The following is a 14,840-nucleotide window of genomic DNA, read 5'->3' as shown; positions in this document are numbered from 1 at the left end:
TTCCTGATTTTTCAAAGAAACATGTCGCTGGACGCGGTCTGTCATTGTGGGAAATGTGTCGCTCGACGTTTTTCCTTTCATTATAAAGATGGATAGGGAGCTTGATATTATGGAGGAAATTGTAGTGGGTAACCAGCCGCTCAGCCCAAAGAAAAAACCGAAAATCCGACGGCTGACCTGGCAGAACATCAAAGCGCAGAGACAACTGATTTGGATGTCTGTTCCTCTGCTCGCGTATATTGTCACTTTTGCTTATGTACCTGTCTGGGGCTGGACGATGGCTTTTCAGGATTATAAGCCTGCGAGAAGCTTCTCCCAGCAAACCTGGGTAGGATTCAAGCATTTTCAATTTTTGTTCACGGATGATAACTTCCTGCGAGTGCTGCGAAATACGCTGGCCATGAGCGTCATCAATCTGATATTGGGATTTGTAACCGCTATTATTCTGGCCCTTTTGCTTAATGAGATCAAAAAGGTCATGTGGAAGCGGACGGTGCAAACCATCTCTTACCTGCCCCATTTTTTATCATGGATTATCGTTACTGGCATCGTGGCGACCTCGCTCGCTTCAGATGGTATTGTCAATGATATTTTAATGAAGTTACATCTCATCAATGAGCCTATTCTTTGGTTGACGGAAGGGAAATATTTCTGGGGTGTTGTTGCGGGTTCCCATGTCTGGAAGGAAGTCGGCTGGAACACGATTATTTATTTGGCAGCCATAGCCTCTATTGATCCGGCGTTGTACGAAGCTTCTGACATTGATGGAGCCAATCGCTATCAAAAAATGTGGAACATCACCTTGCCGGGAATCAAGCCTACCATTGTCATCCTGCTGATTATGTCGATAGGACATATTCTGGAAGCAGGTTTTGAGGTTCAATATTTGCTGGGCAACGGACTCGTTGTTGACTGGTCGGAAACGATTGATATCTTTGTACTCAAATACGGGATCGCCCAGGGCAACTATTCACTCGCTACTGCCGGTGGCATATTCAAAACGGTAGTCAGCATTACCATGTTGCTCATCGCGAATTGGACCGCCAAGCGGCTTGGGGAAGAGAGGCTGTTATAATGACGAAAAAAACACCATTGTCTGGTTCAGGAAATACAGCGGCACTTTCCGTTCGCCGCCCGGGTGGTAGGGGCATGGAACCGCTCCTGTTCAACACCTTCAATACGATTTTCATGATTTTGCTGGTCATTGTAACGTTGTACCCGTTTCTGAACACGATTGTCGTTTCGTTCAATGCAGGGAACGACACCATTCGGGGGGGACTATATTTATGGCCCCGCGATTTCACGATGCAGAATTACAAAGCCGTATTTGCGTCAGGCACGATCTATAACGCGTTTTTGGTTTCCGTGGCGCGTACGGTTCTGTCCACTGTATTGAATATATTCCTTACAACGATGCTTGCCTACACACTGAGCCGCCGGGAATATATTTTCCGCAAGCTGATTACGACCATTTTTGTACTCACCATGTATTTCAACGCAGGGCTTATTCCGGGGTACTTCTTGATGAAGGACCTGCACTTAATCAATTCATTTTGGGTGTATGTTTTACCATCGCTGATCAGTGCGTTCAACCTGATCGTTATTCGTACCTATATTTACACGATTCCCGAAAGCCTGATCGAATCAGCGAAAATCGACGGTGCCGGAGATTTCAGAATTTTCTGGAAAATCATTTTCCCACTATGCAAGCCTGTGCTGGCAACCATCGCGCTTTTCGTTGCAGTAGGTGCGTGGAACTCGTGGTTCGATGCTTTCCTGTACACCTCCTCCCGTCAAGAGCTAAGCACACTGCAATATGAATTGATGAAGTTATTGTCTTCCAGCATGAATGCGAATAGCAATCCTTCGGTAGCTAATGGCGTGGGCATGGAGCATTCAACCCAGGTTACACCGATTTCGATCCGAGCGGCGATTACAATTGTTGCTTCGGTACCGATTCTGCTGGTGTATCCGTTTATGCAAAAGTACTTTGTTGTTGGACTTAATGTAGGGAGTGTGAAGGAATAGATGGGGCTACTTCAAGCTAATACCATCTGTTATGCCAACCCGATCCTTCCTGGATTCTATCCAGATCCCAGCATCGTGAAGTCGGAAGAATATTTTCACCTCATTTCGAAGTCGGGATCTCATTCATTGGGAGCAGATTGGCAATGTATTGGATCGAGTTTAGAGGAGGGAAATCATGGGTTCGTTTCGAGAAGAGGCTCCACTGAAGGAATTGTACAAGGATGCGTTCCACATTGGAGCAGCAGTGAGTCCGAAGACGATTGAAAGTCAGCGTTCATTGCTTGCATATCACTTCAACAGCCTGACAGCAGAAAATGAAATGAAATTCTCCAGTGTGCATCCACAGCAGGAGCTGTATACGTTTGAGGATGCAGATGCCATCGCTTCCTTTGCCAGAGAGCAAGGTATGGCGCTGCGCGGGCATACGCTGGTCTGGCACAACCAGACTCCGGATTGGCTGTTCGAGAATGAAACTGGTGGGCTGGTGGAGCGCGGGGTATTGTTGGAGAGAATGAAGGCGCACATTCAGACCGTCGTTGGCAGATATAAGGACGTTATCTATGCATGGGATGTCGTGAACGAGGTTATTTCCGATGATGCAGATGACGAAAATGCATTACTGCGGCCATCCAAATGGCTGGATATCGCCGGAGAGGATTTTATTGCCAAAGCGTTCGAATTCGCCCATGAAGCAGATCCGCAGGCGTTGTTGTTCTATAACGATTATAACGAATCCAATCCGCATAAGAGGGAACGCATCTTTCGGCTCGTTCGTTCGTTACTGGATCAAGGTGTGCCGATTCATGGTGTCGGTCTGCAGGCACACTGGAATCTGTATGATCCGTCCCTGGATGATATGCGCGCCGCGATTGAGCGGTATGCGCAGCTTGGCCTGCAGCTCCAGCTCACTGAACTGGATGTATCAGTATTTCGCTTTGAAGACAAGCGTACGGATCTTGTTCGGCCTTCGCAAGAGATGCTGGAATTGCAAGCCGAGCGATACGAATCTATCTTCCGCCTGCTTCACGAATTTAAGGAACATATTAGCGCCGTGACATTCTGGGGGGCTGCCGACGATTACACCTGGCTTGACAATTTCCCTGTCCGAGGGCGGAAAAACTGGCCATTCCTGTTCGATGAGTCGCATCGTCCGAAGGAAGCCTATCAGCGTGTTGCGCGAATCGCTGTACCCAAGTGACGTGAACGGATCAATATCGTTTAACCCCTAGCAGTCTCGAAGAGATGTTCGAGGTTGCATATCTTTTGGAAGGAGCCATTTGTATGTCCAAATTTCCTAAACCGCATCAACCTATAGTTACGCATATATTCACTGCTGATCCCTCAGCTCATGTGTTCGAGGATCGCATTTATATTTATCCCTCCCATGATCTGGATCACGACGGTCCGGTGAATGACAACGGGGATCAGTACAAGATGGAGGATTATCATGTGCTGTCTATGGCGGACACAGATTCACCCGTGACGGATCATGGCGAGGTGCTGCACGTAAAGGATGTACCTTGGGCGTCCAGTCAGATGTGGGCCCCGGATGCTGCGTACAGAAACGGCAACTATTATTTGTTTTTCCCGGCTCGGGACCATGATGGCATTTTCCGCATCGGCGTGGCTACGTCGTCGTCTCCGGCAGGACCATTCAAGCCGGAAGAGCAATATATTCAGGGCAGCTTCAGCATTGATCCCGCTGTGTACGTGGACGAGGATCAGCAGGTCTATATGCTCTTTGGCGGGCTGTGGGGGGGACAGTTGGAAAAATGGCAGACAGGAAGCTATGTGGAACATACGGAGGGCCCTGCTCAGGATGCTCCGGCGATCGGACCAAGAGTTGCAAAGCTGAGTGAAGATATGCTATCGATGGTGTCGGAGCCGCTGGAGATATCCATTGTGGATCAGGAAGGAAAGCCGCTAACCGCTGGGGACGAGGATCGCAGATATTTTGAAGGACCATGGATGCACAAATATAATGAAAAATACTATTTGTCCTATTCCACAGGAACGACGCACAAGCTGGTGTACGCCATTGGCGACAATCCAATGGGACCGTTTACGTTCCAAGGGACCATCTTGCCGCCGGTCATGGGCTGGACAACGCATCATTCGATTGTACAATTCCGGGAGAAGTGGTATCTGTTTTATCATGATTGTTCCCTTTCCGGCGGCGTCGATTACAAGCGCTGCGTCAAGTTTGCTGAGTTAACATACAATCCGAATGGCACGATTCGCATGATTGATCCGTATCCAGAGAAGTGAAATGGATGTGAATGGGAACCGATGTCCTTTTCTCTGTAACCGTAGATCCTGAAAAGGAACAAATTCCAATATAACCTCTGGTATTATCCCCTCATGGTAGACAGTGAAAAAAGAGGACATGTTACAATGAACTCAAACACTGGATACCGAAGGGGATTTTTGTTATGTCAGCGGAGAAAGGCCACAAGCCAGAATCCAAAATGGGGAGAGTTTTGAGGATTACCGGGGACGTTGGACGAAGAAACATTGTAGTAGTGCAGAAGAAGAAAATGCTTAAAACTCCGTGCCAAAGCACGGAGTTTTCCAATATACGGGCAGATCGAATGGGATTAACCTAGTTGCTGCGAACCATTAAACCACACGGATTTGATCGACAAGGTATCCGAAATATTAGTTGTTGGATCACCGTCTACGAGAACGAGGTCAGCACGCGCACCTTCGGTAATACGGCCGCGATCGTGAAGACCAAAGCAACGGGCCGGTTTCGAAGTAGCCGACTGAAGAGCTTCGATCGGAGTGAATCCGGCTTTCACTAGCAACTGCATCTCGTGGTGGACACTTGCCCCATGAGCAAGGCCGCCGAGGTTTGGAACGGGAACCGGTGCGACATCTGTCCCTACCAGAATATCAACTCCAGCACGGTGAAGGTCCATCACATTCTTAAAGCTATTCTCCATATTGCCTTGAGGGAACGTATTGAAGCTTGAGTTCAAAATATCAATCCAATCAGGACTTAATTTGGAATGCACACGCGGATCATTCGCTAATTCGGATGCCGTATTTCCAATAATCGATGAATTCAACACCAAGCACGGAGTAACAAATGCGCCTGAACCTGCTATAGATTTCACTAACTCGGAGGTGTACTCGGGTCTGTCGATGAACAAGTGGCCCAAACCGTCGACTCCAAAATCGATGGCTTGTTGCGATGAAAGAGCCGTCAAGACGTGGGCGATGACCAGCTTACCGGACTTGTGGGCTTCTGTCACGGCTGTTTTTAGAATCTCGTCACTCAATACAGGCAGGCCAGGTGCACCCATGACCGTACCTTCTTCAATCATGATCTTAATATAGTCGGCCCCATTCTCGACTTGGGTATGCACATGTTTAATCGCTTCTTCGACCGTTGTCACTTGCGGTATTTCATCGTGATCGTGAGCGTATGCGGCTAACATTGCTTCCCGGTCTTCCTCCGATAATTTCTCTAGTTCCTTTAATACGAATTCAGGTATTTCATCTCCATCTGGCAATAGTTCATCCGGATGTCCGCCCGGAGCGGTGATTGCTGTGCCAGCAGAACGTACATCTGCGATGTCATTCACATTTTTCAACTGAATTTCGCGCCCTCGTTTAGTAAAATCACCGTTCATTTCGAGTTCAGTGGTAACGCCGAATTTTAGAGCATCTCGTAATCCGCCGATGGAAGTGTGGACATGTGCATCAATCAGACCAGGCATTAGAGTCGCATTTTCTCCATTGATAATCGTTGCATCGGCCGGAAGGTCTCCACCGACTGAAACAATAGACTCCCCTTTAATGACAACATGTCTAGGCGCAATGATTTGCTCCCCATCAAAGATACGTACATTTGTAATCGCTGTAACTTGTTCTATCGCAGCATTTTGAGTTACCTTCTCCATTTGACTTCCTCCCAAGTGTTTTTGTCTCGAACAATTCGAATAATAACTGTTAGTTGTCTAACTGTCAACAAACTAATGTTTTTTTGACAAGCCAATAGGATCGCTGTATAGTTTATTTACTTACAATTAGATTCCTAACAATCACAGGGGGGACGATTATGAAATCCCGAAAGGAAACACCTTATCTGGATTTATTTCAGATTATCGGTCTTAAGTTAAAGAAAAGAGCGGACGAGAGTATAAAGGAGCTGGGCTTAAACGCTCAACAAGGAAAAGTAATCGATTATATTTACGAAAACCAAAATAGTCATATTATTCAAATGGATCTTGCAGATCGGTTTCATCTAAGTCGGGCCAGCATTACAAGTATGCTTCAAGCTCTAGAGCAAAAAGGGTTAATCGAGCGTAAAATCCCGGCCAATAATGAACGGCAAAAAAATATATACGTACTGCCAAAAGCAGTTGAACTGATTGAAGACTTCCAAGACTCTTTCCAAAAGGTGGAGGAAGAAATCGTCCAAGTCCTTACTGACGAAGAGAAGCAAGTATTAAAGAAATTGTTGATCAAAATCAATGAGACGATATAAAGAAGAAAATTTCCTGTGAAATGATGGGGACAATTTTATTCCTTTGATAATAGGTTGTCCCGGATTTGCATGTGATTACGATTTAGAGAACCTGGGGGAATTCTTAAAAATGATTAAAGGTTTTAGTCCCATTGAAAGCCTAACTTCAAAAATCGCTTTAGATGACTATCTATAACAAGTGAATCCGCTTCGTTTGCACCGATTCCAAAGCAGTGTCCCCACTTGGATTCTATGGGTTGAAATACAGCATTCGGCATATGTTGAACGTCATACGCACTGTCCTCTGGAGTGAAAAACAAATCACTTGACCCCGGCATAACGAGTGCAGGAGAGGAGATTTTACGTAATGCCTGTTCGAAGTTGTAGCAGTCCACGTGATTATTGCTAATGTCTCCACTTATTCCTGTACGTAACATGGCAATCAAGTCATTAGCATCAAAGGACAAAAACACTTGATCCCAGTATTCTTCTACATATTGTTTCAATGAGCTGTATCCCTCGGATTGATACAATTTCTCCAAATAGTATGAATTTGAAAATCCCCAAGGGGCATAGACTCTCCCCATTGCTGCGAGACCGTCAACAGGTGGGTGCTTGTAAAGTCCTTTTTCCCATTTTGAATCCGCTTGTAATGCGGCGATCATACTCTGGAATACCATTTGTGCAAGAGGCCTCGTTTTCGCCGTTCCGCCAAATGGTGCAATACGTTCGACCATTTCAGGATAACTCGTTCCCCATTGAAAAACTTGCATTGCTCCCAGAGACCAGCCCACAACCAGCTTAATTTTGCTGATACCGAATTTTTCAGTAATGAGTTGATGTTGAAAACGTACATTGTCATACATAGAGATGAGTGGGAAATTGGACTTACCAAAAGGAGCGGGAGTATTACTAGGAGAGGACGATAATCCATTACCTAACATATTGGGCACAATGATAAAATATCGATTAGGATCTAGTGCCTTGTTCTCTCCAATTAACCATTCATTATCTGTGTGAAGACCAGCAAACCAAGTCGGATACACAATAGCATTGTCCTTTGCGGCATTTAAAGTTCCGTAGGTCTTATAAGCAATAAATGCTTGAGGGAGTTGCTGACCGGATTGAAGCGATATATCTCCAAGGGGATAAGTTTCATAATCATTCATTGATAGATGCTCCTTCATAACCAAATTAGTAATAACTTGATTTTCACTCTACAATACGCTTATCATCAAATCAACGAAACGTTTTTGAATATAACATTCAATTTTATTGAACAAAGAAGGTGTTCGATTAATGGAAATACGTCAACTAAAAACCTTTTGGACTCTTGCTTCTACGCGCAGCTTTAGTCGGACTGCTGAACTATTGAGCTATGTACCATTCACCATAACCATGCAAATCAAATCCTTGGAGGAAGAATTGGGCGTGAAATTGCTGGATCGATTAGGCAAGAATGTCATGTTAACGGATGCAGGCCAACAATTCTTGCCTTATGCTACTAAAATTTTGAACGATGTAGAAGAGGCCAAGTCTGTATCAAGTCAGCACGGGGAAACGACAGGAACCGTTACTATCGGAGCGGACGAAGTTCTTTGTGCATACTTTCTTCCTGCTTTGTTTAAATGTTTCCGTGAAGACTTCCCAGACGTTCGCCTTTTGTTTCGTCCCTTGTCCGGACAAGGGCTTAGAAATAGCCTAAGAGAAGGGCTTGCAGATGTGATATTTGTATTGGATGAATTCGTTGGAGCCAAAGACCTTCATTCAGAATTTTTGAAAGATGAGTATTTTAAAATGGTGGTTTCTCCAGATCATATGTTAGCAACTCGCTCTTCATTGATCATTGATGACTTTCACAAACAGCACTTTTTGTTGACTGAAAAAAACTGTTCTTATCGCACTCATTTTAACCAGTCCTTATTGAAAAAAGGCGCCGATGCTTTGACAGAACTGGAGTTTCATAGTGTAGAAGCAATTAAACAATGCGCTGTGGCTGGTCTTGGGATTGCTCTGTTGCCTAAGATGGCTTTGAAGGAAGAATTAAGAGAGGGTAGGCTAGTTGCTTTACCATGGGATTTATCGGATGTATCCTTTTCCGCACAGATGCTCTGGCATCGTGAGAAATGGATTTCTCCATCAATGGCTGCCTTCATCCATACAGCAAAGAGTGAGTTAAAAACGGAAGAAGTATCTGGCTCATAAGAGGGTGAACTCCAAAGACAACGCTCATGAAAGGAATCTAAGGAGAGGGTCATATCAGAACTACCAGATGAATTCGCCTATGCTAGACATCTGGGTGAACTTAAATGGTTATCTGATTTTGAAGTTGCTTTGATTAATAAAAAAGGTGATGAGAAGGTTTCGGTAACCCTAGAACAGATACGATCATAATGGGAAAAAAGATAAACGATGAGTGGAATAATGAATCTAAAAGAATTTTTATACTGTTAATATCCGTTATGTCGTGGGGCAAAAATAGGGTTCTCTTGAAAGTCGCTAAATTAGCGATTTTAGTTCCTTGGCTCCGTTCATTATTAAGGGCATGGTCTGTTTAACGAATGATTCCGCACTTGATGGACGCCCCTCATTGTTCCAAACGTAAGCCGCCCCATACATCCCCCAACTTAACATGATAGAAGCTGTATTTATTAGTAGGTGTGCGTTTGGACTCGATGGCATCTTGTCTTTGTCTATAAAGGAAAGAAGTATCGATTGGATTTTTTCCTTTATTTGAATTTCGAATACAGATCCAAGCGATGTATACCTTCTTTTACACATCGTGCTTAGACCCTCATGAAAATCGCACACACCTAGAAAAATACTCTGAATAGTTTCTTCATTTAACACTTCGTGACCGTCTATTCTACGATCTATGATTGTCATAAATGATTCCATTAGTTTGGTCTCAAGAATTTCAAACTTATCAACAAAGTGCGCATAAAAAGTCGCTCTGTTAACAGTAGCCCGCTCTGCTATATCCCTGACGGTGATCGATTCAAAATCTTTTTCTTGAATTAATGAAGCAAAAGCGTCTTGAAGGAGTCGCCGTGTACGTATCACACGAGGATCAGCTTCATTCTTTTTATTTGTCATCGTTAAAATCTCCCCTCATAAAACGACATTATAGAAGTGATGTTGTCTATCCAACAGTTTACGGTTATTGATGATTGCGCACCATTCGGTTGGTATTATAACATACAAATACAACAAGTGTTGTTCAAACTACTCATGTTGTATTGAAACCAAAGCAGAACGCTGCTTTTCCAAAAGGAGGAGAGAACCATGTCAGCTTCACAACCGTCACTAACGATGGAGCAACAACTTTTTTTTGATGTTATTGGAGAACGCCGGTCGGTTCGTAGTTATGATCCCGAGATCAAGATTTCGAGGGAGGAATTGACCGAAATATTGCGGCAAGCCACGTTGGCTCCTTCAGCCGCTAACCTGCAGCCGTCGCGTTTTCTCGTAATCGACTCGCCGGAGCTGAAGCAGAAGCTGCTTCCGATTGCATTCAATCAACAGCAAGTGGTCGAGGCTTCGGCTGTCATTGCGGTACTTGGAGATTTAGAATGTTATAAATTGGCCGAAAAAATATACGGAATGACGGTCGATGCGGGTTACATGCCTGCAGAGACGGCTAAATCGTTCGTGGACCGTTATACCGGGATGTATTCGAGCATGCCGCCCGAGGCTATCCGCGAAAAATTGTATACTGACGGCGGGCTAGTATCGATGCAACTCATGCTTGTCGCCCGGGCTAAAGGCTACGACACGGTATCGATGGGCGGCTACGATAAACAAAAGTTCATGGAAGCTTTCTGTATATCAGAACGCTACGTTCCGATTATGCTGATCGCTATCGGCAAGGCGGCGAAGCCCGGTCATCCGACGGTAAGGCTGGCAGTCGATGATGTAGCTTTTTTTAACGAAATGCCTAAGGAAGATCACGATGGATAACGTGTGAGCGTTGTTGAAGTCCTATATATTCTCATCATGCAGACAGTGGCGTTATTGTCTAGATAGCTAAATATTTTAAAGACTAATCTCAATCTTTTAACTAAGCCCGTGTATGGAGCCACTGATCAGTGGCTCCATACACGGGCTTTTGTTATCTTTAGTTGCTGTTTTGAAATACAGATTAAGAATGAACTACAAAGATTAATTTTATCTCATTTTTTACTGGAAATGTTTGCGCTACCATTGAGAATACAAACGGAAGTTGAGTAAGGGAGAGGTGAGAATAGGTGGGAGGCATTACTTTTGATCATGTATTTAAACGGTATAAAGGCGAATCCCGCCCAGCCGTCAACGACTTTCATTTAACGATTGATGAAGGGGAATTCCTCGTCCTGGTAGGACCATCTGGATGCGGAAAGTCAACAACGCTGCGTATGCTGGCCGGGTTAGAGGAAATCAGCAGCGGAGAGTTATACCTGGATGGGAAATTCATTAATTATGTCTCGCCAAAAGACCGGGACATAGCCATGGTCTTTCAGAATTATGCCCTCTATCCCAATCTGTCTGTACTGGAGAACATTGCACTTGGTCTGAAATTGCGCAAGACCGCGAAACATGAGATTGATACCCGTGTTAAACGGGTAGCCTCGATACTGGAAATCTCGCATCTATTGGACCGCAAACCAAGTCAGTTATCTGGAGGCCAAAAGCAGCGGGTGGCCCTTGGTAGAGCCATTGCAAGAGAACCACAAGTATTCTTGATGGATGAACCTCTATCCAATCTGGACGCCAAGCTTAGAGCACAGACACGTGCAGAGCTGATCAAGCTTCAGCAGGAACTAAGACGGACAACCGTTTATGTCACGCATGATCAGGTGGAAGCAATGACGATGGGATCACGTATTGTTGTGATGAAAGATGGGGTTATTCAACAAGTCGCCCCCCCAAGAAAGCTCTATGATGAACCTGCGAATGTTTTCGTAGCAGGCTTCATTGGTTCTCCCCAAATGAATTTCATTAAGGGCACGATCGAAGTGAGTGATGGGTTCTATTACTTCTCCAACAAACGGATGAGACTGCTTCTTCCAGAAAACGGTGTCTCTCGATTAGAACGGAAATCTGGAGCGGTTAGAAACGTCATTCTGGGCGTGAGGCCAGAACACATCTCACTTCGCCGTGGACGTATTGATGATCCTTCATTCCTACCAGGCATTGTACAGATGACTGAGGAGACTGGTGCCGATTCTTATGTCTACATCCAGCTTGGGCATATCAGGCTAATTGTTAGAACAGAACCAGTCACACGATATGAAACGGATGAGATCGTATCGGTTGGACTTCAAATGAACAAGATACATTTTTTTGATGAGACTACGGAACTTGTATTTGGGAGAGATGAAACATGAAGAAGCGTCCATTTCCCCGCTATCTTCGCATTCCGATACAAATACTGATCGTTGCTGCCTTGGTTGTTGGAGTTATCCGGTGGATGACATCCGAGGAACAGGTTGTTTACTCTGGTAGTGTCACAGCTGATCAGCTGCTTCAATTCCAGCCAGCAGGCGATAAAAACCCTTATGCCATCCTGATGCAGGGAGTAAGCGAACAAGAACGTTCTGGAGAAAAAGGGAATGAAATACGGATCAATCCTAGTCAATATGACACAGCAGCACCGATAACCAAACTCAGTCAATCGAAGGAAGACGGAAAAACGGTGCTCAACTGGCATAACGAAGCAGGGTCAGTAGATTGGACATTTCATGTAGCGAAAGCCGGCTGGTATGAACTTCATTTGGATTATAAGCCCTTGGCGGGCAGTAACAGTTCCGTGATCCGGGGAGTAATGATTGATGGCAGTTACCCCTTCGAGGAGTCGGAACGTGTTGAGTTGGAACGGATGTGGAAGGATGCTAAGTATCCGTATGACCGCAACGAACTAGGCATGCAGGTAAGACCACAACAGACGGAACTGAACGAATGGACAAGCAAAGCGGTATCAGATTATTCGGTTTCCTCCCGTCCGTTGTTGTTTCGGCTGGAGCGAGGGGAACACACGCTAAGACTAGTGGGCGAACGGGGTGGAGTTGCTTTGCAACAACTGTCATTCCAAAGTCAGGAGCATGTCAAACCGTATGAGGAATATAAGGGGGCATATCCTTCAGCATCGGATGCTTCCGACTGGTACATGGTGAGGGAAGCAGAGCAATTTGAACGCAAATCACATCTATCGATTCAGACTGATCATTGGGCAGAGCCCTACATATCACCGGATCCCAAGGGACGGATCACCTATAATGTGCTTGGTGGAACCCACTGGAACTTACCAGGTGAATGGGTGGAATGGGATATTGAAGTGCCAACAAACGGTTGGTACGAGATTGATCTCAAGAACTTCCAGAACTATCGTTCAGGATTTAAAGCTTATCGTACCATCTCCATTGACGGTAAAGTTCCTTTCAAGGAGATGCTGAACTACGCAATTGATTATCATAAGGAATTTGAAATTACGACCCTATCTAATATTTCCGGGGAACCCTTCAAATTCTATCTTGAACAAGGAAAGCACTCTATACGCATGACCGCGGATTCATCAAGTATGCAGCCAATATTGATTGCCCTTAAAGATACTTTGTTACAGATCGCCTCTTTTGACCGTGAGATGAGGTTGATTACCGGAAACTACAGCAAGAGCGCGTCCGATTCCAATATTGACTCAACCCGGACATGGGAGATGAAAAAGTACGATCCGGAAGTTGAGAACAAGCTTCAAGCCATTACAGACCGGTTGAATATGATTCGCCTCTATACGAATTCGGTCAATGAGAGGGATTCAGATCTATCACAGGCCATTAAAGCTTCGGTCACCATTCTGGAGGATATGCTGGGCGATGTGAACGAAATTCCTAGCAAAATCAAAGAATTCTCCACGATACAAGCCAATATTGGGACATGGATGTCGACTCTGACCAAGCAACCGTTGCTTCTCGATTATCTAGTTGTGCGGAAACCGGATGCTAAGACAGGCCTCAAAGAGCCTACTGCACTCTCGCGGATACCTTATTCCTTAGCGGACTTCTCACGTTCCTTCTATGTAGATTATGATCTCGGAGGGCCAGAAGAAGAAGGTGCGTTGACGATCTGGGTCGGACGAGGGCGGGATTATGTTGATTTATTGCGCGAACTGGTTAGCCAGGATTTCACGCCAAAGACAGGGATTGAAGTCAATATCAATCTTATGCCAAATCCCAACATGCTAATCCTTGGCAATGCAGCAGGAGAAGTTCCTGATATTGCACTAGGAGTCGGAGAATCGACACCGGCAGATTATGCCATGCGGAATGCTGTCGAGGATTTATCACAGTATCCGGGTTTTGATGACGTGATGAATCAGTTCATACCGGGTGTTACCAGAGCTCTGATGTATGATGGTGGAACTTATGGACTGCCAGAAGTACAGAATTTTCAATTGTTGTTCTACCGCTCGGACATACTTGAAAGACTGGATTTAGAAGTGCCAGATACCTGGGACGATGTGTTTGATATCCTACCCACTCTGCAAGAGAATGGGATGACCATGAACGTGCCAAAAGGTGACTATTCCACATTGTTTCTGGAACATGGTACCGACCCTTACACAAAAGACGGTCTGAAATCTAATATATTCAGCGACACTGGACAACAAGCATTTAAATTATGGACCGAGATGTTTACCAAATACAATTTGCCCATTGATATCCCGGCTTTCTTTCAGCACTTTCGGGATGGGGATATTCCGATTGGGATATCTGATTTTAACACCTATGTCCAGTTACAAGTAGCTGCTCCGGAAATTACAGGACATTGGAAGGTCGCTCCGTTACCTGGAATTAAGCAGGAAAATGGTGAGGTTGTGCGCTGGTCTCCTCAAGGCTTAACTGGCGCCATGATCATGAAAAAAAGCGAGCAGAAAGACAAAGCCTGGGAATTTCTGAAGTGGTGGACTTCAGGAGAAGTGCAATCTCGGTATGCTGCGGATATGGAATCATTTTATGGTATCGAATACCGCTGGAATACAGCCAACGTAAACGCGATGGAATCGCTAAACTGGCCTTCTGATGATTTGAAAGCTATTCGGGAACAAGCCAGTTGGGCATTGAACATGCCGAATGTACCGGGATACTATTTCTTGGGCAGGGAGATGGATTTTGCATGGAACCGAACAGTATTTGACGGCATACCAGCGGATGAATCATTGGAAGAAGCGCATTTGTCCCTGCAACGGGAGATGGACCGCAGACAGCGGAACTTCGGTATCATGGGCAGAAGTTTAAATATTCCACAGATTACAGAGCCCTACGTATGGGAGGACACAGAATCGTGAAAACAGAGGTTTTTCCCG

12 protein-coding genes and 1 pseudogene are annotated in these 14,840 nt (G+C 45.1%); 10 read left to right on the top strand and 3 right to left on the bottom strand.

What is annotated here, in order from left to right; translation table 11 throughout:
* The first annotated feature begins 109 nt into the window (after positions 1-109).
* The 5 genes and pseudogenes from ACDJ58_RS15780 (at position 110) to ACDJ58_RS15760 (ending at position 4,296) form a co-directional block, all read left to right on the top strand.
* Complete coding sequence (locus ACDJ58_RS15780; protein ID WP_413371825.1) at positions 110-1,075, top strand: ABC transporter permease; 966 nt, start codon at positions 110-112, stop codon at positions 1,073-1,075.
* A gap of 74 nt (positions 1,076-1,149) precedes the next feature.
* On the top strand, positions 1,150-2,028 hold the full coding sequence (locus tag ACDJ58_RS15775; RefSeq protein ID WP_413379684.1) for a carbohydrate ABC transporter permease: 879 nt from the start codon (positions 1,150-1,152) through the stop codon (positions 2,026-2,028).
* Positions 2,029-2,185: pseudogene (locus ACDJ58_RS15770) on the top strand (glycoside hydrolase family 43 protein); the annotation flags it as partial.
* 18 nt (positions 2,186-2,203) lie between these two features.
* Entirely contained in the window at positions 2,204-3,226 is a 1,023-nt protein-coding gene (locus ACDJ58_RS15765) for an endo-1,4-beta-xylanase (protein ID WP_413371824.1), read from the top strand.
* A gap of 83 nt (positions 3,227-3,309) precedes the next feature.
* Positions 3,310-4,296, top strand: coding sequence for a glycoside hydrolase family 43 protein (locus ACDJ58_RS15760; protein ID WP_413371823.1), 987 nt, complete (start codon positions 3,310-3,312; stop codon positions 4,294-4,296).
* Between the two features lie 329 nt (positions 4,297-4,625).
* On the opposite strand, the gene ACDJ58_RS15755 is transcribed toward ACDJ58_RS15760, so the two are convergent.
* Positions 4,626-5,936, bottom strand: a complete 1,311-nt coding sequence (locus ACDJ58_RS15755) for an amidohydrolase family protein (protein ID WP_413371822.1) — start codon at positions 5,934-5,936, stop codon at positions 4,626-4,628.
* A 158-nt stretch (positions 5,937-6,094) separates the two neighbouring features.
* Between ACDJ58_RS15755 and ACDJ58_RS15750 the strand changes: the two genes are divergently transcribed.
* A complete protein-coding gene (locus ACDJ58_RS15750; protein WP_413371820.1) occupies positions 6,095-6,523 on the top strand; it encodes a MarR family winged helix-turn-helix transcriptional regulator in 429 nt (142 codons plus the stop codon).
* A gap of 122 nt (positions 6,524-6,645) precedes the next feature.
* On the opposite strand, the gene ACDJ58_RS15745 is transcribed toward ACDJ58_RS15750, so the two are convergent.
* On the bottom strand, positions 6,646-7,671 hold the full coding sequence (locus ACDJ58_RS15745; protein WP_413371819.1) for an alpha/beta fold hydrolase: 1,026 nt from the start codon (positions 7,669-7,671) through the stop codon (positions 6,646-6,648).
* A 130-nt stretch (positions 7,672-7,801) separates the two neighbouring features.
* Here ACDJ58_RS15745 and ACDJ58_RS15740 point away from each other — a divergent pair, with 130 nt between their 5' ends.
* Positions 7,802-8,707, top strand: coding sequence for a LysR family transcriptional regulator (locus ACDJ58_RS15740; protein WP_413371818.1), 906 nt, complete (start codon positions 7,802-7,804; stop codon positions 8,705-8,707).
* A gap of 294 nt (positions 8,708-9,001) precedes the next feature.
* Here ACDJ58_RS15740 and ACDJ58_RS15735 read toward each other — a convergent pair whose 3' ends face one another.
* Positions 9,002-9,598, bottom strand: a complete 597-nt coding sequence (locus tag ACDJ58_RS15735) for a TetR/AcrR family transcriptional regulator (protein ID WP_413371817.1) — start codon at positions 9,596-9,598, stop codon at positions 9,002-9,004.
* 189 nt (positions 9,599-9,787) lie between these two features.
* Here ACDJ58_RS15735 and ACDJ58_RS15730 point away from each other — a divergent pair, with 189 nt between their 5' ends.
* The 3 genes from ACDJ58_RS15730 (at position 9,788) to ACDJ58_RS15720 (ending at position 14,822) form a co-directional block, all read left to right on the top strand.
* On the top strand, positions 9,788-10,462 hold the full coding sequence (locus tag ACDJ58_RS15730; RefSeq protein ID WP_413371816.1) for a nitroreductase family protein: 675 nt from the start codon (positions 9,788-9,790) through the stop codon (positions 10,460-10,462).
* Between the two features lie 287 nt (positions 10,463-10,749).
* On the top strand, positions 10,750-11,868 hold the full coding sequence (locus ACDJ58_RS15725; RefSeq protein ID WP_413371815.1) for an ABC transporter ATP-binding protein: 1,119 nt from the start codon (positions 10,750-10,752) through the stop codon (positions 11,866-11,868).
* Positions 11,865-14,822 carry an extracellular solute-binding protein gene (locus ACDJ58_RS15720; protein ID WP_413371814.1) on the top strand — a complete coding sequence of 986 codons (2,958 nt, stop codon included), beginning with the start codon at positions 11,865-11,867 and terminating at the stop codon, positions 14,820-14,822. The genes ACDJ58_RS15725 and ACDJ58_RS15720 overlap by 4 nt, the downstream gene beginning before the upstream one ends.
* The last annotated feature ends 18 nt before the right edge of the window (positions 14,823-14,840 follow it).

The sequence above is a fragment of the Paenibacillus taichungensis genome (assembly GCF_047302525.1).
GTDB lineage: Bacteria > Bacillota > Bacilli > Paenibacillales > Paenibacillaceae > Paenibacillus > Paenibacillus taichungensis_B.
The sequence above is the reverse complement of the archived record's forward strand: the minus strand, read 5'-3'. Positions and strand labels throughout refer to the sequence as shown.